Source organism: Mesorhizobium sp. WSM4849 (genome assembly GCF_055811385.1).
This window is the reverse complement of record NZ_JBVVPW010000029.1, coordinates 62,340-85,881: the sequence shown is the minus strand read 5'-3', so window position 1 is coordinate 85,881 and position 23,542 is coordinate 62,340. Positions and strand designations below refer to the sequence as shown.

Here is a 23,542-nt window from a genome sequence, read left to right as displayed (position 1 = left end):
CGCCCACCGCAAAGGATGGAAACTATGACCAAGACCGCCGATAAAACTGCTGAAATCACCGAGAACGCAGAAGTCCCGACCGAGGCAACCGATCAGATCCTCGCTGTCGCCGAAAAGGGCGTCGAGCAGTCGAAAGAAGCCTTGTCGAAATTGGCGACCAGCGCCGAGGCGACCCAGAAGGCTCTTGAGTCGTCCTTCGAAACAGCCAAGACCGCCAGCAATGAGCTGTCGCTGAAGACGATCGCCGCGCTGCGCGCAAATGCTGAGGCCAGCTTTGCTCACCTCGAAGCCCTGGTAGCCGTGAAATCGCCCTCCGAGTTCATCGAACTGCAGACTGACTTCTTGCGCAAGCAGGTGGAAAAGACCGTCGAGCAGAGCAAGGAGTTTCAGGCGGCGGCGACGAAAGCCGCCGAAGACGTATCCAAGCCGATCAAAGATGTCTACGAGAAGGCGATAAAGGATCTCAAGGTCGCCTGATTGGCCTAGGCGGAGGGAACTTCCACATTGTCGATGAGCCGGGTTTTGCCCAGCCAGGCGGCTGCGAGCAGGCGTCCGTCACGGTTTCGCAGCCACGGCGCGAGCGCCAGGCTCTCGCGCGCCGCGACATAGTCGACTTTGTCGAAGCCAGCCTTGACGAGCGCGCGGCCGGCCTCGGCGATCGCGCTGCCTTCATCCGCGCCTGCCGCTAGTGCCGCTGCCGTCCGGCGCAATATGGCGTTGAGCTGGCGCGCCACCCCGAGCTCGGCTTCGCTCAGATAGGCATTGCGTGACGACATGGCGAGGCCATGTGCGTCGCGTACCGTTGGTGCGCCGAAGATTTCCACCGGCAGATCGAGGTCGCGGCAGAGCTGCCTGACGACGCAAAGCTGCTGGTAGTCCTTTTCACCGAAGACCGCATAATCGGGCAACGTCTGCAGGAAGAGCTTTGCCACGACCGTCGCGACGCCGTCGAAGAAGGTCGGCCGGAAATCGGATTCCAGCCCGGTGGCCGGCCCGCCGACGGAGATCCTGGTGGCGAAGCCGGCCGGGTACATCTCCGCGACATCAGGGATGAAGGCGAGCTGTGCGCCGGCCTCGGCCAGCCGGTCGAGGTCGCGGGCGAGCTGTCGCGGATATTTGTCGAGGTCTTCACTCGGCGCGAACTGCGTCGGGTTGACGAAGATCGAAACAACGCAGCGTTCGGCCTTTTCCAGCGCGATCCTGACCAGCGAGATATGGCCGTCATGCAGCGCACCCATAGTAGGCACCATGGCAACGCTGAGACCATCGCAACGCCAGTCTCGGATTTGCGCGCGAAGAGCGGCGACACTGTCGATGACGAGAGGCCGGCTCATGCTTTGTCCCGGCTCATTCTTTGTCCCCACTCATTCTTTGTCGTTGTCGGCTGCGGTTGAAAAGACATGGGCCGGGCCGGGGAACGTCCGGCTTCGCACCTCCGCTGCATAGCTGGCCGCCGCCTGCGATATGACGCTGCGCAGGTCGGCATATTGCTTGACGAATTTCGGCACCCGGTCGACGGTCAGACCGACCATGTCGTCGATGACCAGGATCTGGCCGTCGCAGTCGCCGCTGGCGCCGATGCCGATGGTTGGAATGGAAATATGCCGGGTGAGGTCGGCAGCGACGGTCTCGACGGTGCCTTCGATGACCACAGAAAACGCGCCAGCCTTTTCGACCGCTTCGGCGTCGCGATAAAGCGCCGCCACATTCTCCTCGGTCCGGCCCTTGATCCTGTAGCCGCCGTCGCTTTCCACCGATTGCGGCTGCAAGCCGATATGTCCCATGACCGGAATGCCGGCAGCGACGATCGCCGCGATCTGTCGGGCAACTGTGACGCCGCCCTCCAGCTTGATCGCCTGGCAGCCGGTTTCGCCGACGATCCGTCGCGCCGAGGCAACGGCTTGGCGCGGCGTTGCCTCATAGCTTCCGGCCGGCATGTCGACCACCACGCAGGCCCTGGCCGAACCTCGTATCACCGCTTGTCCATGGGCGATCATCATCTCTAGCGAGGCGCCCAGCGTGGTCTTGTGGCCATGGAGAACCATGGCGACGCTGTCGCCGACCAGAAGCAGGTCGACATGGCCGTCGAGCAGGCGAGCGACGGGGTAGGTATAGGCGGTGAGGCAGACGACCGGCACGCCGCCCTTGCGCAGGCGAATGGCGCCGGCACTGATCCGCAGTTCAGGGTCGGATGCATCCGGGGCCATCTTTACCTCCCTCAACCGTCAATCAGGCTGGGTACCTGCATGGGACGCGCAGAGCTTTAGAAAGACCAGGCAGCCTTGGCAAGGCATGCCTCGACAGAGGCGAAAGGCTTGCCAGGTTTGCATCGGTTTTCCGACCGCGATTTGCGTGACGCTTGCGGCAAAACCCTTGCCTTAGCGATGGCCTGACGCCATAAGCAGGAAACAGGCGCCGCCGCTGCCGCCGCGAGGACTTGCCACTAGGACTTGCCACGAGGACTTGGATGAAGACGTTCCTTCTGCAGTTTTTCACCTGGTGGAACAGCCAGACGCTGGGCACGCGCTTCCACACCTGGCGGCATGGCAAGAAAGTCGGGCAGGACGAGGCTGGCAACGTCTACTACGAAGGTGGTGTCGATTCGGAAGGCCGCACCCGCCGCTGGGTCATCTATCGCGACTATTCGGAAGCCTCGATGATTCCGCCCGGCTGGCATGGCTGGATGCATCACCGCGTCGATACGCCGCCGCCGAGCGACAACTACAAGCCACGCGACTGGCAGAAGCCGCATCAGCCGAACCTTACCGGAAGTGCCGCCGCCTATCGCCCCAAAGGCTCCGTGCTCACCAATCAGCATCGCCCGCAGGTGACGGGCGACTACGACGCCTGGACGCCGGGGACGTAACCGCTCGTCGAGACGGATCGGTCCTTTATCGCCACAATTGGCGTTTAGCTGCTTGCCGATCTGACAGCAGCGACTAGCCTTGGGCGCGACAGAATCACCCCGGGCGCAAACCACCGGACCCTGCATGAGCATTTTCAGCCGAATCTCGATGGGCGGACTGACGGCCGCCGCCGCTTTTGTCGCCTGCGCCATCGCCGCCGCACAGACGCTGGAGGCGCCAGTGGAACCGGGGGCACCGATGGGGCTGGAGCCGCCAATGGAACCGGGGGCGCCGATGGAATTGGAGCCGCCAGTGGAACCGGGGGCGCCGATGGAGATGGAGCCGCCAGAGGATCCGGGGGCGCAAGCGGCACCGGAGGCGCCAGCGGAGCCGGATGCGACAGTGGAACCGGATTCGACAGGGGAACCGGATGCGACAGTGGCTCCGGCGGCACCGGCGGCACCGGAACGCATCACCAATCCCGTCGCCGAATTCGCCGGCATCGACAAGATCACCGGCCGCATCATCACCTTCGATGTCTATATCGACGAGACGGTGCAGTTCGGTGCTTTGCAGGTGACGCCGCGCATCTGCTATTCGCAGCCGCAAACCGAAGAGCCGAAGACCGATTCCTTCGTCGAGGTCGACGAGATCACGCTGGATCGCAAGATCCGCCGTATCTTCACCGGCTGGATGTTTGCCGAAAGCCCCGGCCTCAACGCCGTCGAGCACGCCGTCTACGACGTCTGGCTGAAGGGCTGCAAACAGAAGTCGGAGGTGCCGGCACCCGACGCTGCTAAATCCAATTAGGGCGCCAGATGCGGAATCACCTGTTCGGGATCACATGCTGAGCCTTCCGGAACCGCCTTATTCTCCGTGCGTTGGTCATGGCTGGCATTACGGAGATGTCCCCATGATGGCCAACAAGAACGAACTCCTCGATCTCGAAAGAGGGTTCTGGACCGGCGACGCTGCCTATTTCAAAGCCAATGCCGACACCGAATGCTGGTGGCCTTCCCACAGATGGCGCAAACGATGAGCAACGCCGACCTGGCCGGAACCGCGACGGACCCGAACCGCTGGCGCGATCTCGACATCGACCTCAAGGGCATCATCGAGCCGGGCAACGACATTGTCATGCTGACCTATGAGGCCCATGCCACGCGCGAGAATGGCGAGCCCTATGCGGCGCTGGTCAGCACCGGCTATGTCCATCGCGTCAATGGCTGAAAGATGATGTTCCACGCGCAGACGCCTCTTGAGCCTGCCGCAAAACACTGACCCTGGCGCAGATCACGGGAAAAAGACCGCTTCGCCCTTCAGCGCGTCAGCCAGCATCTTTTCATACTTGCCCCTTGGCACGTCGACCGCGCCGAAGCGTTTGAGGTGCTCGGTGGTGAACTGGGTGTCGAGCAGCGCAAAGCGCCGTTCCTTCAGGCGTTCGACCAGATGCACCAGGCAGACCTTCGACGCGTCCGTTTCCCTGGCGAACATGCTTTCGCCGAAGAACACCCGGCCGAGCGACACGCCGTAGAGGCCGCCAACCAGCCGACCCTCACGCCAGGCTTCGACCGAATGGCAATGGCTCATCCTATGGAGTTCGACATAGGCCTCGCGGATCGGCGCATTGATCCAGGTCGACCGGCGTTCCTCGCGCCTCTCGGCGCAGCCATCGATCGTCGCCTCGAAGTCGAAATCGAAACGGATGTCGAACAGGTTTTTCCGGATCGCCTTCCTCAGGCTTTTGGGCGTGTGAAAACCATCGAGCGGGATGATGCCGCGCGTCTCCGGCCGTACCCAGAACACTTCGGGATCGGTGGCGCTTTCGGCCATCGGGAAGACACCCGAGGCGTAGGCCTTGAGCAACAGGTCGGTCGGGATGCGATAGCCTGGCGCGTAGGGACGGGTCATCGCATCATTATATTCTATAAGTTCACGACCTAATCCTCTTTGGCCAGATATTTTTCCAGCCAGTGGATGTCATACTCGCCATTGGCGATATCGGCATTGCCGACGAGATCGCGAAACAGCGGCAGCGTCGTATTGATGCCGTCGACGACGAATTCGTCGAGTGCCCGCCGCAGCCGCATCATGCATTCGACACGGTTGCGGCCGTGCACGATCAGCTTGCCGATCAGGCTGTCGTAGTAGGGCGGGATCTTGTAGCCGGAATAGACGCCGGAATCGACACGGATGCCGAGGCCGCCCGGCGTGTGGAAGTGGGTGATCGTGCCGGGCGAGGGGGTGAAGGTGCGCGCATCCTCGGCATTGATGCGGCATTCGATGGCGTGGCCCTGGAAGCGGATGTCTTCCTGGCGCACCGAAAGCCCAGCGCCCGAGGCGACGCGGATCTGCTCGTGCACGAGGTCGATGCCGGTGATCGCCTCCGTCACCGGATGCTCGACCTGCAGGCGCGTGTTCATCTCGATGAAGTAGAATTCGCCGTTCTCGTAGAGGAATTCGATAGTGCCGGCGCCGGAATAGCCAAGATCGGCGATCGCCCTGGCGCAGACGCCGCCGATATGCGCGCGCTCCTCGGCATTGAGGGCCGGCGAGGGCGCTTCTTCCCAGACTTTCTGGTGACGGCGCTGCAGCGAGCAGTCGCGCTCGCCGAAATGCACGCCGTGGCCGGCACCGTCACCGAATACCTGCACCTCGATGTGGCGTGGCTTTTGAAGGTATTTCTCGATGTATACGGCGTCGTCGCCGAAGGCAGCACCGGCTTCCGAACGCGCCGTCTGCAGTGCGACTTCAAGATCCACTTCGCTGCGCGCCACCTTCATGCCGCGTCCGCCGCCACCGGCCGACGCCTTGATGATCACGGGGTAGCCGATCTCGGCGGCGATGCGTTTGGCTTCCTTTTCCTCGGTGACCGCGCCGTCGGAGCCGGGCACCACCGGAATGCCAAGACGCTTTGCGGTGCGCTTGGCCTCGATCTTGTCGCCCATGATGCGGATGTGATCGCCGGTCGGGCCGATGAAGGTGATGTTGTGCGCGGCGAGGATATCGGCGAATTTGGCATTCTCCGACAGGAAGCCGTAGCCCGGATGCACCGCGTCGGCGCCGGTGATCTCGCAGGCCGCGACGATCTGGTGGATGTTGAGATAGCTGTCGCGCGACGGCGGCGGCCCGATGCAGACGCTCTCGTCGGCGAGCCGCACATGCATGGCGTCGGCGTCGGCTGTCGAATGCACCACTACCGTCTGGATGCCGAGCTCCTTGCAGGCGCGCAGCACTCTCAAAGCGATTTCGCCGCGATTGGCGATGAGGATTTTCTGGAACATTTTTCGGCTGTTCCCGGCTCTACTCGATCACGACGAGCGGCATGCCGTATTCGACCGGCTGCGCATCCTCGAACAGGATCGCCGTCACCGTGCCGGCACGGGGCGAGGGGATCTGGTTCATCGTCTTCATCGCCTCGATGATCAGCAGCGTCTGGCCTTCCTTGACCTGCTGGCCGACCTCGATGAACGCCTTGGCGTCGGGCGACGGCGCCAGGTAGGCGGTGCCGACCATGGGCGAGGCGACTGCATTCTTGGACACGTCGGCCGCTGCCGGGGCGGCTGCGGCCGCCGGCTGCGCTGCCGGCGGCGCGTAGGCGGGCTGCGGTGCGGCGACCGCATGGACGGCCGGCGCCTGTCGCGACACGCGCACCTTCAAGTCACCCAGCTCGACCTCGATCTCGGTGAGGTTGGTGTCGTTCAGTATGCCCGCCAGATCGCGGATAAGCTGCTGGTCAACACCATTCTTCTTAATCGACATTTTCGAGCCTTCTGTTTGTTGGCCAGTCATAGGCGTGCGGCCAGCGCCTGCAGCGCCAGTGTGTAGCCGAGCGGCCCGAACCCGCAGATCACGCCGACGGCGACCGGCGAGACCATTGAGATGTGGCGGAATGATTCCCGCGCATGGATGTTGGAAAGATGAACTTCGGCGACGGGCAATGGCGCGACTGAGCGGATGGCGTCGTGAATGGCGATCGAGGTGTGGCTGTAGGCGCCCGGATTGATGACGATGCCGACAGCCTTGTCGGCGGCTTCCTGTATCCAGTCGACGAGGTCGCCCTCATGGTTCGACTGACGGAAATCGATCTCGAGCCCAAGCGCCGCACCTGCCTGCTTGCAATCTTCGGCGATCGCGGCAAGCGTCTTGCCGCCATAGATGCCCGGCTCGCGCTTGCCGAGCGCGTTGAGGTTGGGACCGTTCAGGACGAAAACCGTTTTCAAAATGCCGACCTTTTTCCAGTGTGGTTTTGAATCCGAAATTCGCAATATCTTGAAGCAGCGCTTTGAACGAATTTCGGATTCAAATCCACCACATCAGCGCCGGCATCAGTCGGCGCGCCGGACCTCTATAATGGGCTTAGGCGCCTGCGAAAAGAGCGCAAGTCGGTTCTTTCGCTGTCCACAACAGGCGGAAAATGGGTTGCGCCGAAACCGATCAGAGTGCGGCCTTGGCCGCCTCGATCTTCTCCGCCAGCACTTGCTGGCCGAGCGCCCCGAACACCACCTCGTTGCCGACCACATAGGAGGGCGTTCCGGTTATGGCCAGCTTGTTGGCAATGTCATAGGTCTTGGAGAGGGCCTCGGCGATTGACGGGTCCTTCATCTTCTCGCGCAGCGTCGCTTCGTCGGCGCCGAGCGAAAGCGCTACCTTGATGGCCGCTGCTTCGGTGGCGCGTCCCTGGGCGCCGAGCAGCGCGTTGTGGAACTCGCCGTATTTCTCCGGCATCATCAGGTGGAAGGCCATCGAGACGACGCTCGCCTTCTGCGAATCCGGGCCGAGGATCGGGAACTCCTTGAGCACGAAGCGCAGGTCCGGATCGGCTGTCGTCAGCGTCTTCATGTCCTCCATCGCGCGTTTGCAGTAGCCGCAATTGTAATCGTAGAACTCGACGATGGTGACCTTGCCGTTCGGATTGCCGACGACGCCGTCGAAGGCCGAGTTGAAGATCTGGTCCTTGGCATCTTTGATGATGGCGAGACTGGCGATGCGCTGCGCCTCCTTCTGCTTGGCCTCGAGCGCTTCCTGAGCCTCCAGCAGCACTTCGGGGTTCTTCAGGAGATAGTCGCGGATGATGCCTTCGACTTCGGTCCGGTCTATTTTGGTGTCGGCGGGCGCCGCCTGGGCGATCTGCACGGCATCGGCCTTTGCCGTCTGCGGACTTCCGGTCACGAACCCGAAACCCAGCATGGCGAGAGCGACCGCCACTCCCGTGGTGCCCAGCAGAATTGCCTTGTTCATCGTCCCTAATCCTCTTGCCTGGTTTCCGGCCCGATTGGTCTGACCTCGATTGGTCCGACTACATGTCGCCGCGCACGGCCGGAAGGTTCACTTTTTCTTGCCTGATGGTGCGTAGTTTATGATGTCCTGCGCGCGGATCCAGCCCGGCTCGCCGCGCTTCATTTTCATCTGCGCGCGCATTGCGAAGATCTTGGCATCCTTGTAGGCGCCGGAATAGAAATGGCCTTCGGCGGTTGCAAGATCGGCGGCCGGAATGTTGCCGAGCTCGCCATAGGCCTGCGCCAGATGGCGGTAACCGACGGCGTTTTCCCGGTCGCGCCCGAGGCCCTTGTTGATCTGCACCACCGCTTTCTCCAGGGATTCGGGCGTGCCGATGGCCATCAGCGCCTGGCCGTAGGAGACCGACAGCAACCCGGATCGCGCCGGATCGAGGCTGACCGCCTTGGCATAGGCTTCGGCGGCAGCCTTCGGTCTGTTCGCCTTCATCAGGATGTCGCCACGCAATTCCTGGAAATAGGGGTTTTTCGGCTGTGCCTTGATCAGCGCGTTGGTCTTGGCGAGCGCCCCCGCCAGATCGCCGAAAAGGTAGCTCGTCTGCGCGTCGCCATATTGCGAGGCGAGGCTGGCCGGGTTCTTGCGCATCAGCCGCGATGCGGCGGCCTTGCCTCCCATATAGGCGGCGATCTTGATGCGCATCATGTCGTGCCGCTGCTGCAGTGCCGGCGTATCGACCTTGTCGACATAGGGGCTCTGCTTGACCAGGACTTCGAGATTGGCGATGCGTTCCCGCGGCAGCGGATGGCTGATCCGGTAGGGATCGACCTGCGCCCCTGACAGCGAGAGCGCGCTCTGAAAGCGGCCGAAGGTCTTCAGCATGCCCAGGCCGGACTGACCGGTGGCATTGAGATAGGTTATCGCCGAGCGGTCGGCGGTCATCTCTTCGGTGCGCTGATAGGCGAGGATACTGCGCTGCGCCATCTCGCCGCCGCCAGCCGCGACCCCCATGCCGGCGCCGGCGAGGCCCCGGCTTTTGGTGGTGGCGCCGGCGACGATGGCGCCGGCGCCAAGCAGCGTCGCGATGATGGCCATCGTCTTGGCGCGTTCGAGCTGGTTGCGCAATTTTTGCTGGTGCCCACCGGCAATGTGGCCGGCTTCGTGTGCGATGACGCCGATGATCTCGTTGGGCGTCTCCGCCGACATCAGGGCGCCGGTGTTGATGAACAGACGGGACCCGGCAACGAAGGCGTTGAAACTCTGGTCGTTGACCAGCACGATGTCGACGCCGTCTTCCGGCAGGCCCGCGGCCCGGAAGATCGGCCGCGCATAATCGCGTACCAGCGCCTCGATCTCGGCATCGCGCACCACCGGCACGTTTTGCGCTAAGGCGCTGATGGTGCCGGTCACAGCGACCGTCGCGGCAAGCGAAAGCGTCGCGAAGGCGCGCGCTGCCCTGGCTATCGTCGATTTGGGTCGGCTAAACATGGCAGGTCCACTGGTAGACGAGCGGGCGAAGGATGAAAAGTCGGCACTGAAACTTTACCGAACTTGTGATCCTCACATCAATCGGGCATTTGTGCGGCGCGGGACGCCAAAGCTCGGCGCCGGCAGCCGACAAGTGCCGACCAAAGGGCCGACCCAAGGGCCGCCCAGGAATGAGGTCAAATGGTTGTATCGCTTTCGCGTCGTGGCGAAGTCGAGCCGTTCCACGCCATGGATATTCTGGCGGAAGCGAATCGGCTGAAGGCAAAGGGCGTGCCGGTTGTTTCCATGGCCGTTGGCCAGCCGTCCGACCCGGCGCCGGCCGGGGTCAGGCAAGCGGCGACGAACGCATTGAAGATGGGGCGCATCGGCTACACCGACGCATTGGGTCTTTCCGGCCTGCGCGAGGCGATCGCGCAGCACTATGCCGACCACTACGGGCATGCCGTTTCACCCGGCCGGATCGCCGTCACCACCGGATCGTCGGCCGCCTTCAACCTGGCCTTTCTGGCGATGTTCGATCCAGGCGATTGTGTCGCCATCGCCGCACCCGGCTATCCGGCCTATCGCAACATCATGGCAGCGCTCGGCATCGAGATCGTCGAGATCGAGCTCCACGGTGATGCCTATCTCCACGCCGAACATCTGAAGGCCGCGCATCGCGAAAAGAAGCTGAAGGGTGTGTTGTTTGCCAGCCCGGCCAATCCGACCGGGGCAATTATCCCCGCCGACGAGCTGTCGGCGCTGGTGACGACGGCGCAAGAGCTCGGCATCGCCGTGATCTCCGACGAGATCTATCACCGGCTGGCTTACGCTGCGCCGGACACGACGGCGCTTGCCTACGGCCAGGACGTGACGGTGATCAATTCCTTCTCGAAATATTACTGCATGACCGGTTGGCGTATCGGCTGGATGGTGCTGCCGGAAGCATTGGTGCGGCCGGTCGAGCGCATCGCCCAGAGTCTCTACATCTCACCGCCGGAACTGTCCCAGATCGCCGCGATCGAGGCATTCAAGGCGACCGGGGAATTGGAGGCGGTGAAGGCGCGCTACGCCTGGAATCGCGAACTTTTGATGACACGCCTGCCCGAACTCGGCTTTGCGCTGGCGGCACCGATGGACGGGGCGTTCTACGCCTTCTGCGATGTCACCAGGCACACCAACGACAGTATGGCCTTCGCGCGCAAGATGCTGGCCGAGGCGCATGTGGCGGCGACGCCCGGCCGCGATTTCGATCCGCTTCAAGGCCATCGAACCATGCGCTTTTCCTACGCCGGCAGCCACGATGAGATGGTCGAGGCGATGATGCGCCTCGAACGCTGGCTGAAGTAGCGCGAATGCCGGAACTCGAACAGGCTTTGACCGAAATTGCCGCCGAAATGGCGGAGCGCACGGATCGCGGTGAAGTCGCGACCTACATTCCGCAGCTCGGCAAGGTCGATCCGAAAAAGTTCGGTATCGCCGCCGTGACCAATGACGGTCGCGTGCTGATGGCGGGCGACGCCGATGAGCCGTTTTCGATCCAGAGCATTTCGAAGGTGTTTACGCTGACATTGGCGCTCGGCAATGTCGGCGACGCGTTGTGGCAGCGTGTCGGGCGCGAGCCTTCGGGCAACCCGTTCAACTCGATCGTCCAGCTCGAGCATGAGAACGGCATTCCGCGCAATCCGTTCATCAATGCCGGCGCCATCGTCATTTCCGACATTCTGCTCGCCGGCCACCAGCCGCGCGAGGCGATCGGCGAGATCCTGCGCTTCATCCAGTTCCTGGCCGACGACGAGACCATCATCATCGACCGCGAGGTCGCGGCTTCGGAACGGGCCACCGGTTTTCGCAACTTGGCGCTTGCCAACTACATGAAATCCTTCGGCAATCTCAACCACGCACCGGACCTGGCGCTGGGCGTCTATTTCCATCATTGCGCCATCGCCATGAGCTGCCGGCAACTGGCTTTGGCCGGCCGCTTCCTTGCCAATGGCGGCAAGAACCCGGCGACCGGCCATTCCGTTGTTTCGGCCGAGCGCGCCCGCCGCATTGGCGCGATGATGCTGACCTGCGGTCATTATGACGGCTCCGGCGATTTCGCCTTTCGCGTCGGCATCCCCGGCAAGAGCGGCGTTGGCGGCGGCATTTTGGCGATCGTGCCGGGCGTGGCTTCGCTCGCCGTCTGGTCGCCCGGCCTCAACGCCAACGGCAATTCCAGGCTTGGGTCGATTGCGCTGGAAAGGCTGGCGAAGATGATGAACTGGTCGGTCTTCGCGCCATAAAGATTTGGGGGCGCCATAGAGATTGTGACGCTTCAGACAAGAAAATTCCCGCGCTGTCGACAGGACAGCGCGGGATTCTTTTGGTCAAAAGATCAGGCTAAACTACCGAAAAGCTTAGAAAAAGCCTTTCCGCTGCCACCAGCCGGCACGCTTCGGCTTTTCCTCGGTCTTTTCCTCTTCGGCAACAGTCGAAGACACGATCGGCTCAACCGGAGCATCTACCGGTACAGGCTTGCGTCGCGATGGGCGGACCTTCGGTTTTTCGTCGACGGTGGTCATGACTGTTTCCTCCGGAACAGGTGCGGGAGCCTCGGCAGAGGTTTCCGGCTCGGCTGCCGGCGTCTCGGCGACGACGTCCGCCGCAGCCTTCTTCGGCTTGGCGGCGCGGCGCGGCTTCTTCGGCTTTTCGGCGCTCGGCATGTCGTCATTGGCCGGAGCAAGGTCCACAGGCTCTTCGACCGGCGTTGCTGCTACCGGCTCGCTGGAGACGGCTACGCCCTCCAAGACTTCGGCTTCGGGCCTGTCAGCCGACTCGGCAGTGCCTGCATCGACCTCGCCTTCGCCGTCTTCACGGCGATTGCGCTTGCCGCCACGCTTGCCGCGCCGGCGCTTCTTGCCCTGACCTTCATCCACTACTTGACCTTCATCCGACGCTTCCACCGCCTCAGTGACGCCGACCTGGTCTTCGTGGTCTGCTTCGACGCCTTCATCGCCTAAGGCCCCGGATACGCCTTCGGCAGTGGCCGGGAGGGACGCGCCTTCCATTGGGGCGCCATGCTCGCGGTCGCGATCCTTGCCGCCGCGCCGTCTGCGGCGCTTGCGGCGCTTGCGGTCGCGGCCTTCGCCATCCTCGCTTGGCCTTGGCTGTTGCGGCTGCTGGGCTTGGCGCGGTTGCTCCGTCGGTGCAACGGCCTCGTCTTCCTCCTCCTCGATGACGATTTCGTCGGCGGCCTCTTCCGGCTCGACATAGGCGGGCAAGGTGCGCACCTCGACGAAGCCTTCAGGCTTTTCAGCCAGCGCGCCGCGGAAGATCGCATAATGCTGGGCGCCGACCGTGTCGTCGGCTTCGACGGTGATGGTCAGGCCGAAGCGGCTTTCGAGCTCCACCAGCGTGCCGCGCTTGTGGTTGAGCACATAGAGCGCGGTCGCCGCCGGCGTCCGTACCGTGATGTGGCTGCGCGAATCCTTGAGCAGAAATTCCTCGATCGCCCGCACCACCATCAGCGCGACAGACGAATCGGACCGCACATGGCCGGTGCCGCCGCAATGCGGGCAAGGCTTCATCGTCGATTCCAGCACGCTGGCTCGGATGCGCTGGCGCGACATCTCCATCAGGCCGAAATGCGAGATGCGGCCGACCTGGATGCGGGCGCGATCGTTCTTGAGGTGATCCTTCAGCCGCTTTTCGACGGAGCGGTTGTTGCGGTTCTCCTCCATGTCGATGAAGTCGATGACGATCAGGCCGGCAAGATCGCGCAGCCTCAGCTGCCGTGCGACTTCCTCGGCCGCTTCCAGATTGGTGTGAAGCGCCGTGTCCTCGATCGAGTGCTCCTTGGTGGAGCGGCCCGAATTGACGTCGATGGCGACCAGCGCTTCGGTCTGGTTGATGATGATGTAGCCACCGCTCTTTAGGGTCACCTGCGGCTGCAGCATGCGGTCGAGCTGCGCCTCGATGCCATTACGCACGAAGATCGGCGTCGTGTCGCGGAACGGCTGCACGACCTTGGCGTGGCTCGGCATCAGCATGCGCATGAAGTCCTTGGCCTCGCGATAGCCCTCTTCGCCGGAAACCAGGATCTCGTCGATGTCCTTGTTGTAGAGATCGCGCACCGAGCGCTTGATCAGGCTGCCTTCCTCGTAGACCAGGGCAGGGGCCGTGGACTGCAGCGTCAGATTGCGGACGTTTTCCCAAAGCCGCATCAGATATTCGTAGTCGCGCTTGATCTCGGCCTTGGTGCGGCTTTCGCCGGCTGTGCGCAGGATGACGCCCATGCCCTGCGGCACTTCGAGATCGGCGACGACCTCCTTCAGCCGCTTGCGGTCCTGCGCGTTGGTGATCTTGCGCGAGATGCCGCCGCCACGCGCCGTGTTCGGCATCAGCACCGAATAGCGGCCGGCAAGCGACAGGTAGGTGGTGAGCGCCGCGCCCTTGTTGCCGCGCTCTTCCTTCACGACCTGCACCAGGAGGATCTGCCGGCGCTTGATCACTTCCTGGATCTTGTACTGGCGGCGCACCGGCTTGCGGCGGTTGCGCGCTTCTTCCAGCGCATCCTCGGCGCCGACCGATTCGACCTCATGGTCGTCCAGATGCGAGGACTGCACCTCTTCCAGCATGCCGCGATCATTGTCGGTGGACGTGGCTTCGCCGGCCGAGTCCGGCTGCGCCACGGCTTCGGAAATCACATCCGCTTCAATGCCGGCGGCGATGGAATTGGGTCCGCCTTCGGAAGGCCCAGTCTCATCATGGCTCGTCTCATCATGGCTCGTCTCATCATGACTCGCGTCAACATGACCGGCGACATCCTCGCCATGTTCCGAAGTATCGGACGGCGTGTCGATATTTTCGGAAACGGCAGCGACGTGCTCCGCGACCGCATCCTTGCCGTGTTCGCCGCGCTCATTGGAACCGCTGTCATTGGAATCGACAGAATCGTCCGAATCGGCCGCACCTGCATCACGCTTGTGCTCGCCTCGGTCGCGGCTCTTGCCGCCGCGCCGGCGTCCGCGCCGCCCGCGATCGCGGCTCTGGCGGTCGTCGCCTTCGCCGTCCTCATCGTCCTCGTCTTCAGCCTCCTGCGCTTCCGCGCGCAGCAGCGCCTGACGGTCGGCGACCGGAATCTGGTAGTAGTCGGGATGAATTTCACTGAAGGCGAGGAAACCGTGACGGTTGCCGCCATATTCGACAAAGGCTGCCTGAAGCGAGGGTTCGACGCGCGTTACGCGGGCGAGGTAGATATTTCCTTTGAGCTGCTTTTTGTCCTGGGATTCAAAGTCGAATTCTTCAATACGGTTACCGCGAACGACGACAACACGTGTTTCCTCCGGGTGGGAGGCGTCTATCAGCATCTTGTTGGGCATTATTTCGTTTCCCCCCGGCAGCCGTCAGCCGCAGCTTGCGGGGCAAAGCCCGCCGCTGTGAGTGTGGATGAACATGGGTGCCGGGCAATTGAATGTCCGCCGGCCGCTGCCTGAGCGCCATAGCGGTGCCGCCCGCAGCCATAATGGCGCGGTTTGCTGCGGACCTTTCCATGATTGCGCTTGAAGCCATCGTAACCAGCAGAACCTTTTTGAACCAAAGCCCGGGAAAACCGGACCAGCTTGTTTGCTCATACAGAGCCGGCGCGGGACAATCCCGGCCGTTTCCTCACGCAGGCGCTTCCCCCGCCACGGGCTCGCACCTGCGAAATTCGTCGCGATCACTTGATACCTTCTTCGCCTGAAGCGAAAGGAGCCGTCGTTCATCTGACCTGTAGCAGGAAGCTGCGGAGAAGGACGGTTCCAGGATTGCAGTGATCCACCATCGCTTTTATGATTTGGCGGGTTGGAAGGCAACCCCGATTTCCGATGCCGGCAAAAAGCAGTTCCGCAACGGAAGCACGGCTTTGAGCGTTGCATGAAAAGGCTTGGTTAACCTTCTCTGGATACCAATCGTTAATCGAGTTCGCGGCCTAACCGGCACTTCTACAAAACGACGACACTCCGACAAACAAGATTAGGCGCCTTGGCGCCAAACCGGAGCGACTGGAAAGAGATGGGACTGGCAGTCTTCACGCACAAGAGTGGTCGCGCCGGAGGCATTTTTTTCTACGCCGCCTACTTCCGCGCTGCCCAATTCCGCGATGCTTGTCTGGTGTTGCTGGTTGTCGCTTGCCTGGCCTTTTCGCCGGTTTCCTTTGCCGCCGACGCGCCGCTCGCCGTGACGAGCTACAAAATGGCGGGTGACGCCACCAAGATGCGCATCGTCATGAATTTCGATCGCGAGCCCGACGTCAAATGGTTCCTGCTGCGCGGCCCCCACCGTCTGGTCGTCGACCTGCCAAGCACGAAATTCGCCATCAATGCCAAGGATGTGAAGGCGCGCGGCCTGGTCAGGAGCGTGCGCTACGGCGATCTCGGCGAGGGGGTGTCACGGCTGATTCTCACCGGCAAGGGCCCGTTCGCCGTCGACAGGCTCGACGTGCTCAAGAATGATGACGGCAGCGGCTACCGCATCGCAATCGACATGTCTGCGGCGTCCGTGCGGGAGTTCGACGCCGCTCTTGCCAATCAGGCGCTGACCACCGGCTCGACGGTCTCTTCCGACAAGGGCGGCAGGGTCGGCACCGGCCCGGTCTCCAATCCAGGCCATCGCTTCACCGTCGTCATCGATCCAGGCCATGGCGGCATCGACGGCGGCGCCGAGGGCCTGAACGGCACTGTCGAAAAGAACGTCACGCTCGCTTTCGCCACCGAATTGCGGGAAAGACTGGCCGCAGTCGGCAAATACGACGTGTTCATGACGCGCGAGACGGACCAATTCCTGCGGCTGGACGACCGCGTGCGAATTGCCCGCCAGCACGAGGCCGATCTGCTCATTTCGATCCACGCCGACACGATCAGGGTCAAGGGCCTTCGCGGCGCAACCGTCTACACCGTCTCCGACAAGGCTTCCGATCCCGAAGCGCAGGCGCTCGCCGACCGTGAAAACCTTTCCGATCAATTCGCCGGCATGGAAATCAAGGACGACGACAAGGAAGTGACCGACATCCTGATCGACCTGATCCGCCGCGAGACGCACGGTTTCTCGATGCGTTTTGCCCAAACTTTGGTCGGCCAGCTTTCCACCAGCGTCGGCCTCATCAACAATCCGCAGCGTTCGGCCAGCTTCAAGGTGTTAAAGGCACCGGATGTCCCCTCCGCGCTGGTCGAACTCGGCTATCTGTCGAACGCGAAGGACGAGGCGCAACTGCTCAGCGCCGATTGGCGCGGCAAGGCTGCCCAGAGCATAACCAATGCCATCGCCCTGTTCGCCTCAGCCCGGGCCGGAGCCGGAACCGGAGGCTGAGATATCAGCCGCGCTACAACCAGAGGCAGCGTTGCACGACGACAACACCCTGCACTTATTTCCGCCATTCGAAGGCGAAATTCCAAGCTGCCGCATTTTGCCCACATGGTGGCGACATGGATTTTCGATTACCGGTCGGGATCGTCTCGAAAGCTTGCGCGAAAGGCGGCTTCGTTTAGGGAATTCCCGAACCAAGGACTGGAGCGGGCATGATTCGTCTCATTGGTTATTTCTTCGGCATCGGCACGGCGCTGGCCCTTTTGGTCGCGGCGGGCGTGGCGATCTATATCAGCCATTTGTCGAAGGATCTGCCCGACTACGAGGTCCTGGCCAAGTATGAACCGCCGGTGACGACCCGCATCCATGCGTCTGACGGTGCGCTGATGGCCGAATATGCGCGCGAGCGGCGCCTGTATTTGCCGATCCAGGCGGTGCCGGATCGTGTCAAGGCGGCCTTCCTGTCTGCCGAGGACAAGAATTTCTATAATCATCCCGGCATCGATATGACCGGCCTTGGCCGCGCTGTAATGGTCAATCTGCAGAATTTCGGCTCTGGCAAGCGCCAGGTCGGCGCCTCGACGATCACCCAGCAGGTGGCGAAAAACTTCCTGTTGTCCTCGGACCAGACCTACGAGCGCAAGATCAAGGAGATGATCCTTGCCTTCCGCATCGAGCAGGCCTATTCGAAGGACCGCATTCTCGAGCTTTACCTCAACGAAATTTTCTTCGGGCTTGGCGCCTATGGCGTCGCCGGCGCGGCACTCACCTATTTCGACAAGGCGGTGAATGAACTCACCGTGGCGGAGGCGGCCTATCTGGCGGCTTTGCCGAAGGGCCCCTCCAACTATCACCCCTTCAAATATGCCGACCGCGCCATCGAGCGCCGCAACTGGGTCATCGACCAGATGGTCGGCAACGGCTACGTCACGCAAGAGGAAGGCGCGAAGGCCAAGGCCGAGGCGCTCGGCGTCAAGCCACGCCGCTCCGGCACATATCTGTTCGCCGGCGAATACTTCACCGAGGAAGTGCGTCGCCAGATCAGCGCGCGCTACGGCGAGAATGCGCTCTACGAGGGCGGCCTGTCCGTCCGTACGACGCTCGATCCCAAGATGCAGCTGATCGCCCGCAAAGCCATGCAGAACGGCCTGATGAAGTTCGATACGCTGCGCGGCTATCGCGGGCCGGTGAAGACCATCAGCGTATCCGGCGACTGGGGCGCGCCTTTGAGCGAAGTCAAGGGACTGGACGACGTGCCCGAATGGTCGCTCGCCGTCGTGCTCGACAGCTCGGAGAGCGGCCTGTCGATCGGCCTTCGGCCGACCCGGCAGATCTCGGGCGAACTCGTCAAGGATCGCATCGAAGGCACCGTCAGCCGCGAGGACATGAGCTTCGCCATGCGTCATGTGGTCGGCGGCAAGACCGTCAAGGCCAAATCGCCGGCGGACGTGCTGAAGCCGGGCGATGTCATCTTCGTGCAGAAGAAAGAGGGAACGGACGGGGCCTATATCCTGCGCCAGGCCCCCGAAGTGGAAGGTGGCATGATCGCCATGGATCCGCATACCGGCCGTGTTCTGGCCATGGTCGGCGGGTTCTCCTACTCGCAATCCGAATTCAACCGTGCCACGCAGGCCATGCGGCAGCCGGGTTCGTCGTTCAAGCCGATCGTCTATTCGGCAGCCCTCGACAATGGCTATACGCCAGCTTCGGTGATCATGGACGGCCCGATCACCATCAAGAGCGGCAACACGACCTGGACGCCGAAGAACTACGATGGAAGGACAGCTGGCCCGGCGACCTTGCGGTCCGGCATCGAGAGGTCGCGCAATCTGATGACTGTGCGCCTGGCCAACGACATGGGCATGAAGCTGGTCGCCGAATATGCCGAGCGCTTCGGCGTCTATGACCGTCTGGCGCCGTACCTGCCGATGGCGCTGGGTTCGGGCGAGACCACCGTGATGCGCATGGTGTCGGCTTATTCGATCATGGCCAACGGCGGCAAGTCGATCAAGCCGACGCTGATCGACCGCATCCAGGATCGCTACGGCAAGACGGTGTACAGGCAGGACGAACGCGGCTGCGAAAATTGCAACGCCGCCGAATGGCAGAACCAGCCTGAGCCGGAACTGGTCGACAATTCCGAGCAGGTGCTCGATCCGATGACCGCCTATCAGATCACCTCGATGATGGAGGGCGTCGTCGAGCGCGGTACCGGCGCCACCGTCGCCGAACTCGGCCGCCACATCGCCGGCAAGACCGGAACGACAAACGACGAGAAGGATACCTGGTTCATCGGCTACACGCCCAATCTCGTTGTCGGCCTTTATATGGGCTACGATCAGCCGAAAGGTCTTGGCAAGGGCGCGACCGGCGGCGGTCTCGCAGCGCCGATCTTCAAGGACTTCATGCGCGTGGCGCTGGACGGCACGCCCAATGTCGATTTCCAGGTTCCCGAAGGCATGAAGCTGATCGCCATCAATCGCAAGACCGGCATGGCTGCCAACCCAGACGACGCTGGCGCCTTTATCGAAGCCTTCAAGCCGGGCACCGGCCCCGCCGACAGCTATTGGGTGATCGGCATGGGTGCGGACGGCTCCAACGCCTCCGGCGGCGCGCTGTCGCCACAGGCCAACCAAGCCATCCAGTCCGGCGGCGGCGGGCTCTATTGACATAGGACATGGTGTTCTGGGCCGGCTTTCGAGCCGGCCCATTTCGCTTTACAGGCGGCGGTGCCGTCCCTATGTATCGCGCCAACCCAGCTCTGTTTAAGCAACAGGGCACCATTTCAGCACAGGACAGAACGACCAGCCATGCGCGCGGAAACGCAGAACATTGTCGACGAAATCAGGCAGGCGATAACCCTGCTGAGGAGGCATCTTTGACTGGGATCAAGCCATAAAGCGGCTTGAATACCTGAATGTGCGTGCCGAGGATTCGAGTCTCTGGAACGAACCGCTGGAGGCGCAGAAGCTGATGCGTGAGCGCCAGGGCCTCGAGGAAGGCATCGCCTTGGTCAAAGGCCTCACCCAGGCGCTGGAAGACAATATCGGCCTGATCGAGCTTGGCGAGGAAGAGGGCGACGAGAGCGTCATCGCCGAGGCGGAAGCGGCGATCCGCTCGATGCGCGGCGAAGCAAAGGCTCGCCAGATCGAGACGCTGCTTTCGGGCGAGGCGGACGCCAACGACAGTTATCTCGAAGTCCATGCCGGCGCCGGCGGCACCGAAAGCCAGGACTGGGCCTCGATGCTTCTGCGCATGTACACGCGTTGGGCCGAGCGGCGGCGCTTCAAGGTCGAGGTGCTGGAAGTGCATGACGGCGAAGAGGCCGGCATCAAGTCCGCTACGCTGCTGATCAAGGGCCACAATGCCTATGGTTGGCTGAAGACGGAATCCGGCGTTCACCGTCTCGTGCGTATTTCGCCCTACGACAGCAATGCGCGCCGCCACACGTCGTTTGCCAGCGTCTGGGTCTATCCCGTAATCGACGATACGATCGAGATCGATGTTTCCGAATCGGATGTCCGCATCGACACCTATCGTTCGTCCGGATCGGGCGGCCAGCACGTCAACACCACCGATTCGGCGGTCCGCATCACCCATCTCGCCACCGGCATCGCGGTCGCCTGCCAGGCCGAGCGCTCCCAGCACAAGAACAAGGCGAAGGCCTGGGAGATGCTGCGCTCGCGGCTCTACGAGGAAGAGCTGAAGAAGCGCGAGGCGGTGGCGAACGCCACCGAAGCATCGAAGAGCGATATCGGCTGGGGCCACCAGATCCGCTCCTACGTTCTGCAGCCCTATCAGCTGGTGAAGGATCTTCGCACTGGCGTCGAGAGCACAAGCCCGTCGAGCGTGCTGGACGGCGACCTCGACGATTTCATGGAGGCGTCGCTGTCGCAGCGCATCGAGGGCGGCGCCGGCGAAGTGGTGGCCGATATCGACTGAAGCTCCTACGCCCCAAGCAGCAGGAACATCACGCTAGAGTAACAGGCTCTTCACTGTAATTGAGCGGTCGCTTTATGGCTTTGTTTTTTCATCGAATTTTCCACAACGACATCTACCTCCGGGTTAGATGTTGCAGGCCTGCCGGCACCTGGCCCGGAACCACTGCGAACTGAATCTCGTTATCCGCGATCCCATCTGCCGGGGTTGATGAAGTCACTCTCGTCAACCCCCGGCAGGCTGGTTCCGGTTGCAGATGTCGGCGCTCGGTTGCAAAGCAATTTCTTGCGCCAACAAAGGAATCAGCCCAGCATCCGAAGGGTGGGAGAAAAAGCATTTATGGCCGGACGCGGCGTATCTGCGACCTGACGATCCGGCCACTGGGAAGACACGTTCTGGGAACGGGCAAGCGAAACGCTTGATAACTCGGTGATAGGAACTGCGCCCATGCCCGCTCTCAAGACCCGATCGGCCTCAGCCGTCCAGACGGCGCGCCGCCTCCTGAATTCAATCATTGCGGTGGTGGCTCTGACCGCCGCCACCGTTGCATTTGCAGCGCCGGCTTTGGCGCACGACGCCACGCCGACTGCAGCGAAGCCGCAAGGCTGGAGTTACCCATTCTCCTGCTGTTCTGGCTATGATTGCCGCGCGGTCTCGCAGACGTCGATCAGCGAGCGTCCGGAAGGCTATGTCATCAAAGGGACAGGCGAGGTCGTGGCCTACAGCGATGCGCGGATCAAGAATTCGCCCGATGGCGAATATCACTGGTGCTCGGTCGCCGGCGCCAATGACGGAAAGACCATCTGCCTGTTCGTGCCCCCGTCGTCGTTTTAATGCGTGTCGCCCAAAGGCTTGCCCCAAGGGCCTGAGCGATGGCCTGACCCCCGAGGGTGCGCAGCGGTTTTGGGATAACGATATGCATCATAAAGATCGAAGCGCGCCACGCGTGACGCAGGCAAGCGAGTCTGCTGACAGACGGTTGTCAAGAGCGTCTCTTTATGTTGCCTTGCCGCGGACGGGAGGCAATCGTAAGGGAGGCGTTCATGACAATAAAGGCAAGCTGCCACTGCAGGGCGACGACGTTCGAAGTTTCGCAAGCGCCGCTAACCGTGACGCAATGCACCTGCTCCTTCTGCTCGAAACGCGGCTCGTTGTGGGCCTATTACACCCCGTCGCAATTCAAGCTCACCAGCCCACTCAAGAATGTCTCCTTCTACCGGTGGGGGTCGAAAACGATCAAACACGGTTTCTGCGCCACCTGCGGCTGCGGCACCTTCACCGAAACGCCGGACTGGTCGACCGGCAAGCCGGATTTCGACAATCCGAAAATCAGCGTTAATTCGCGCCTGTTCGACGATTTCGACCTCGATCAGGTCGAGGTCGTCGTCATCGACGGCAAGAATCTCTGGTAGCCGATAATCTCTGGTAGCCGATCAGAATTGCGCAATACCGCGGCCGTGCAATTGACCGGGAAAAGCCATAGCCAGCCGCTTTTCCCGTTCCATTTTTCGCCGCATTTCATGTTACAAGCACTAGAGCGACGTGCGTCCACTTGGACGCACAAAGTACGCTCTAAGACTTTGAATCTATGCATCGTGCTTTCCGAAAATCGATGATTTTCGGGCCGATGCAACGGAAGGGCTGATGCGGCGCGCCACCGGTGGGACCGCGGACTGGAGAGGGACTACCCAATGAGAAAGACTGTGCTCGTCGTCGTGGCGACGGCTGTGTTCGTGAGCGCCTGCACCACAACCGATCCGTATACCGGAGAGCAGAAGGTCTCCAACACTGCGGCCGGCGCCGGCATCGGCGCGCTGGCGGGTGCGGGGCTCGGCCTGCTTGCGGGCGGCAACGATCGCCGTAATGCGCTGATCGGCGCTGGCGTCGGCGCGCTCGCCGGCGGCGCCATCGGCGCCACCATGGACCAGAACGAGGCCGAACTGCGCCGGCAGCTTCAGGGCTCCGGCGTCAGCGTCACCCGCACCGGCGACCAGATCATCCTCAACATGCCGTCCGACATCACCTTCAACGTCGACCAGGATGCGGTGAAGCCCGGTTTCTATCAAGTGCTGAATTCGGTAGCACTTGTGCTGAACAAGTTCCGGCAGACCACGGTCGACGTGTTCGGCCACACCGACTCGACCGGTGGCGACGAACACAATTTCGACCTGTCGCAGCGCCGCGCGCTGGCGGTCGCCAACTATCTGTCCGGGCAGGGCGTCGATTCCCGCCGCTTCGCCGTCACCGGCTTCGGCAAGACGCGTCCGATCGCCTCCAATGCGACGGCCGCCGGCCGTGCCCAGAACCGCCGCGTCGAGATCCAGCTTTCACCGCTCACCTGAGCAAGACGAACAAGAAGACGGCATTGCACATGAGAACGGCCCCGCAAGGGGCCGTTATTGTTTGCTTTTGCTGGATCGACGAGCGTCGGCGCCCATCGCTTCGGTTTCATAGTGTCAGGGGCGGGCCGGCTGATCGACAATTGCCGCAACGATCCGGCGCACGATCGGAAGGACAATCAGCAGGCTCGGAAACGCAACAAGCCATGATACGCCCCATGCGTATGACCAAGTCGCCACGAAACCGTTCGTCCAGCCGGTGCCGATCGCCGTCGAAACCGCCGAGATAATGCAGGTCATGAGGATTGAAAGAACGAACGGCATTACCACTGCACTGTAGGAAGGCGGCAGTTTTCTCAGCTTCAACGTCTTTTGCGGTGATGCATGCAT

21 protein-coding genes and 1 pseudogene are annotated in these 23,542 nt (G+C 62.2%); 12 read left to right on the top strand and 10 right to left on the bottom strand.

Annotation, left to right across the window (positions count from 1 at the left end; genetic code table 11):
- The first annotated feature begins 24 nt into the window (after positions 1–24).
- Entirely contained in the window at positions 25–477 is a 453-nt protein-coding gene (locus tag AC0L3L_RS27425) for a phasin (RefSeq protein ID WP_473640078.1), read from the top strand.
- A 5-nt stretch (positions 478–482) separates the two neighbouring features.
- On the opposite strand, the gene panC is transcribed toward AC0L3L_RS27425, so the two are convergent.
- Both panC and panB read right to left on the bottom strand, forming a co-directional pair.
- Entirely contained in the window at positions 483–1,334 is an 852-nt protein-coding gene (panC, locus tag AC0L3L_RS27420; protein WP_473640076.1) for a pantoate--beta-alanine ligase, read from the bottom strand.
- Positions 1,335–1,364: 30 nt separating this feature from the next.
- The gene (panB, locus tag AC0L3L_RS27415) at positions 1,365–2,207 is read right to left on the bottom strand and encodes a 3-methyl-2-oxobutanoate hydroxymethyltransferase (RefSeq protein ID WP_473640075.1); all 843 of its coding nucleotides are present in this window, start codon (positions 2,205–2,207) and stop codon (positions 1,365–1,367) included.
- A 260-nt stretch (positions 2,208–2,467) separates the two neighbouring features.
- Here panB and AC0L3L_RS27410 point away from each other — a divergent pair, with 260 nt between their 5' ends.
- The 3 genes and pseudogenes from AC0L3L_RS27410 (at position 2,468) to AC0L3L_RS27400 (ending at position 4,076) form a co-directional block, all read left to right on the top strand.
- Entirely contained in the window at positions 2,468–2,866 is a 399-nt protein-coding gene (locus AC0L3L_RS27410) for an NADH:ubiquinone oxidoreductase subunit NDUFA12 (RefSeq protein ID WP_473528215.1), read from the top strand.
- Between the two features lie 310 nt (positions 2,867–3,176).
- Positions 3,177–3,656 (top strand): DUF2155 domain-containing protein, encoded by a 480-nt coding sequence (locus tag AC0L3L_RS27405; protein WP_473640094.1) that lies wholly within the window; start codon positions 3,177–3,179, stop codon positions 3,654–3,656.
- 103 nt (positions 3,657–3,759) lie between these two features.
- Positions 3,760–4,076: pseudogene (locus AC0L3L_RS27400) on the top strand (hypothetical protein).
- Between the two features lie 63 nt (positions 4,077–4,139).
- On the opposite strand, the gene aat reads toward AC0L3L_RS27400, so the two are convergent.
- The 6 genes from aat to AC0L3L_RS27370 all read right to left on the bottom strand — a co-directional run bounded on the left by aat (position 4,140) and on the right by AC0L3L_RS27370 (position 9,569).
- Positions 4,140–4,757 (bottom strand): leucyl/phenylalanyl-tRNA--protein transferase, encoded by a 618-nt coding sequence (aat, locus tag AC0L3L_RS27395; protein WP_095492025.1) that lies wholly within the window; start codon positions 4,755–4,757, stop codon positions 4,140–4,142.
- 29 nt (positions 4,758–4,786) lie between these two features.
- Positions 4,787–6,130 (bottom strand): acetyl-CoA carboxylase biotin carboxylase subunit, encoded by a 1,344-nt coding sequence (accC, locus tag AC0L3L_RS27390; RefSeq protein ID WP_473488678.1) that lies wholly within the window; start codon positions 6,128–6,130, stop codon positions 4,787–4,789.
- A gap of 19 nt (positions 6,131–6,149) precedes the next feature.
- Positions 6,150–6,608: an acetyl-CoA carboxylase biotin carboxyl carrier protein gene (accB, locus tag AC0L3L_RS27385; protein WP_029353815.1), complete on the bottom strand. Its 459-nt coding sequence runs from the start codon at positions 6,606–6,608 to the stop codon at positions 6,150–6,152.
- Between the two features lie 26 nt (positions 6,609–6,634).
- Positions 6,635–7,069 (bottom strand): type II 3-dehydroquinate dehydratase, encoded by a 435-nt coding sequence (gene aroQ / locus AC0L3L_RS27380; protein WP_473640073.1) that lies wholly within the window; start codon positions 7,067–7,069, stop codon positions 6,635–6,637.
- A gap of 214 nt (positions 7,070–7,283) precedes the next feature.
- On the bottom strand, positions 7,284–8,087 hold the full coding sequence (locus AC0L3L_RS27375; RefSeq protein WP_473640071.1) for a DsbA family protein: 804 nt from the start codon (positions 8,085–8,087) through the stop codon (positions 7,284–7,286).
- Positions 8,088–8,174: 87 nt separating this feature from the next.
- Positions 8,175–9,569, bottom strand: a complete 1,395-nt coding sequence (locus tag AC0L3L_RS27370) for a M48 family metalloprotease (RefSeq protein ID WP_123151037.1) — start codon at positions 9,567–9,569, stop codon at positions 8,175–8,177.
- A gap of 180 nt (positions 9,570–9,749) precedes the next feature.
- On the opposite strand from AC0L3L_RS27370, the gene AC0L3L_RS27365 reads away from it, so the two are divergent.
- Both AC0L3L_RS27365 and AC0L3L_RS27360 read left to right on the top strand, forming a co-directional pair.
- Positions 9,750–10,898, top strand: coding sequence for a pyridoxal phosphate-dependent aminotransferase (locus tag AC0L3L_RS27365; protein WP_473528211.1), 1,149 nt, complete (start codon positions 9,750–9,752; stop codon positions 10,896–10,898).
- A 5-nt stretch (positions 10,899–10,903) separates the two neighbouring features.
- Positions 10,904–11,833: a glutaminase gene (locus AC0L3L_RS27360; RefSeq protein ID WP_165848789.1), complete on the top strand. Its 930-nt coding sequence runs from the start codon at positions 10,904–10,906 to the stop codon at positions 11,831–11,833.
- 114 nt (positions 11,834–11,947) lie between these two features.
- Here the strand turns inward: AC0L3L_RS27360 and AC0L3L_RS27355 are convergent, their stop codons facing one another.
- Positions 11,948–14,911: an Rne/Rng family ribonuclease gene (locus tag AC0L3L_RS27355; RefSeq protein WP_473528210.1), complete on the bottom strand. Its 2,964-nt coding sequence runs from the start codon at positions 14,909–14,911 to the stop codon at positions 11,948–11,950.
- A gap of 673 nt (positions 14,912–15,584) precedes the next feature.
- Between AC0L3L_RS27355 and AC0L3L_RS27350 the strand changes: the two genes are divergently transcribed.
- The 6 genes from AC0L3L_RS27350 (at position 15,585) to AC0L3L_RS27325 (ending at position 23,155) form a co-directional block, all read left to right on the top strand.
- On the top strand, positions 15,585–16,877 hold the full coding sequence (locus AC0L3L_RS27350; RefSeq protein ID WP_473640069.1) for an N-acetylmuramoyl-L-alanine amidase: 1,293 nt from the start codon (positions 15,585–15,587) through the stop codon (positions 16,875–16,877).
- A gap of 209 nt (positions 16,878–17,086) precedes the next feature.
- Entirely contained in the window at positions 17,087–19,543 is a 2,457-nt protein-coding gene (locus AC0L3L_RS27345; protein ID WP_473488682.1) for a penicillin-binding protein 1A, read from the top strand.
- 141 nt (positions 19,544–19,684) lie between these two features.
- Positions 19,685–20,816, top strand: a protein-coding gene (gene prfB / locus AC0L3L_RS27340) for a peptide chain release factor 2 (RefSeq protein WP_473640067.1) whose coding sequence is annotated in 2 segments (ribosomal slippage) — positions 19,685–19,750 and positions 19,752–20,816 — 1,131 coding nt in all. Because the reading frame shifts where the segments join, the coding sequence is not laid out codon by codon here.
- A gap of 444 nt (positions 20,817–21,260) precedes the next feature.
- Complete coding sequence (locus AC0L3L_RS27335; RefSeq protein WP_473640065.1) at positions 21,261–21,647, top strand: hypothetical protein; 387 nt, start codon at positions 21,261–21,263, stop codon at positions 21,645–21,647.
- A 209-nt stretch (positions 21,648–21,856) separates the two neighbouring features.
- The gene (locus AC0L3L_RS27330; protein WP_123151029.1) at positions 21,857–22,225 is read left to right on the top strand and encodes a GFA family protein; all 369 of its coding nucleotides are present in this window, start codon (positions 21,857–21,859) and stop codon (positions 22,223–22,225) included.
- A 279-nt stretch (positions 22,226–22,504) separates the two neighbouring features.
- The gene (locus tag AC0L3L_RS27325) at positions 22,505–23,155 is read left to right on the top strand and encodes a YiaD family glycine zipper/OmpA-like lipoprotein (protein WP_473640064.1); all 651 of its coding nucleotides are present in this window, start codon (positions 22,505–22,507) and stop codon (positions 23,153–23,155) included.
- A 114-nt stretch (positions 23,156–23,269) separates the two neighbouring features.
- On the opposite strand, the gene AC0L3L_RS27320 is transcribed toward AC0L3L_RS27325, so the two are convergent.
- Entirely contained in the window at positions 23,270–23,542 is a 273-nt protein-coding gene (locus tag AC0L3L_RS27320; protein WP_123151027.1) for a DUF2798 domain-containing protein, read from the bottom strand.

Excerpts from the sequence above, each read along its gene's own strand:
- AC0L3L_RS27425 (WP_473640078.1), top strand. The coding sequence starts at position 25 with ATGACCAAGACCGCCGATAAAACTGCTGAAATCACCGAGAACGCAGAA.
- accC (WP_473488678.1), bottom strand. The coding sequence starts at position 6,130 with ATGTTCCAGAAAATCCTCATCGCCAATCGCGGCGAAATCGCTTTGAGA.
- AC0L3L_RS27410 (WP_473528215.1), top strand. The coding sequence starts at position 2,468 with ATGAAGACGTTCCTTCTGCAGTTTTTCACCTGGTGGAACAGCCAGACG.
- AC0L3L_RS27355 (WP_473528210.1), bottom strand. The coding sequence starts at position 14,911 with ATGCCCAACAAGATGCTGATAGACGCCTCCCACCCGGAGGAAACACGT.
- AC0L3L_RS27405 (WP_473640094.1), top strand. The coding sequence starts at position 3,177 with ATGGAGATGGAGCCGCCAGAGGATCCGGGGGCGCAAGCGGCACCGGAG.
- panB (WP_473640075.1), bottom strand. The coding sequence starts at position 2,207 with ATGGCCCCGGATGCATCCGACCCTGAACTGCGGATCAGTGCCGGCGCC.
- panC (WP_473640076.1), bottom strand. The coding sequence starts at position 1,334 with ATGAGCCGGCCTCTCGTCATCGACAGTGTCGCCGCTCTTCGCGCGCAA.
- AC0L3L_RS27325 (WP_473640064.1), top strand. The coding sequence starts at position 22,505 with ATGAGAAAGACTGTGCTCGTCGTCGTGGCGACGGCTGTGTTCGTGAGC.
- AC0L3L_RS27365 (WP_473528211.1), top strand. The coding sequence starts at position 9,750 with ATGGTTGTATCGCTTTCGCGTCGTGGCGAAGTCGAGCCGTTCCACGCC.
- AC0L3L_RS27350 (WP_473640069.1), top strand. The coding sequence starts at position 15,585 with ATGGGACTGGCAGTCTTCACGCACAAGAGTGGTCGCGCCGGAGGCATT.
- accB (WP_029353815.1), bottom strand. The coding sequence starts at position 6,608 with ATGTCGATTAAGAAGAATGGTGTTGACCAGCAGCTTATCCGCGATCTG.
- AC0L3L_RS27320 (WP_123151027.1), bottom strand. The coding sequence starts at position 23,542 with ATGCATGCATCACCGCAAAAGACGTTGAAGCTGAGAAAACTGCCGCCT.
- AC0L3L_RS27360 (WP_165848789.1), top strand. The coding sequence starts at position 10,904 with ATGCCGGAACTCGAACAGGCTTTGACCGAAATTGCCGCCGAAATGGCG.
- AC0L3L_RS27370 (WP_123151037.1), bottom strand. The coding sequence starts at position 9,569 with ATGTTTAGCCGACCCAAATCGACGATAGCCAGGGCAGCGCGCGCCTTC.
- AC0L3L_RS27375 (WP_473640071.1), bottom strand. The coding sequence starts at position 8,087 with ATGAACAAGGCAATTCTGCTGGGCACCACGGGAGTGGCGGTCGCTCTC.
- AC0L3L_RS27345 (WP_473488682.1), top strand. The coding sequence starts at position 17,087 with ATGATTCGTCTCATTGGTTATTTCTTCGGCATCGGCACGGCGCTGGCC.
- AC0L3L_RS27330 (WP_123151029.1), top strand. The coding sequence starts at position 21,857 with ATGACAATAAAGGCAAGCTGCCACTGCAGGGCGACGACGTTCGAAGTT.
- AC0L3L_RS27335 (WP_473640065.1), top strand. The coding sequence starts at position 21,261 with ATGCCCGCTCTCAAGACCCGATCGGCCTCAGCCGTCCAGACGGCGCGC.
- aat (WP_095492025.1), bottom strand. The coding sequence starts at position 4,757 with ATGACCCGTCCCTACGCGCCAGGCTATCGCATCCCGACCGACCTGTTG.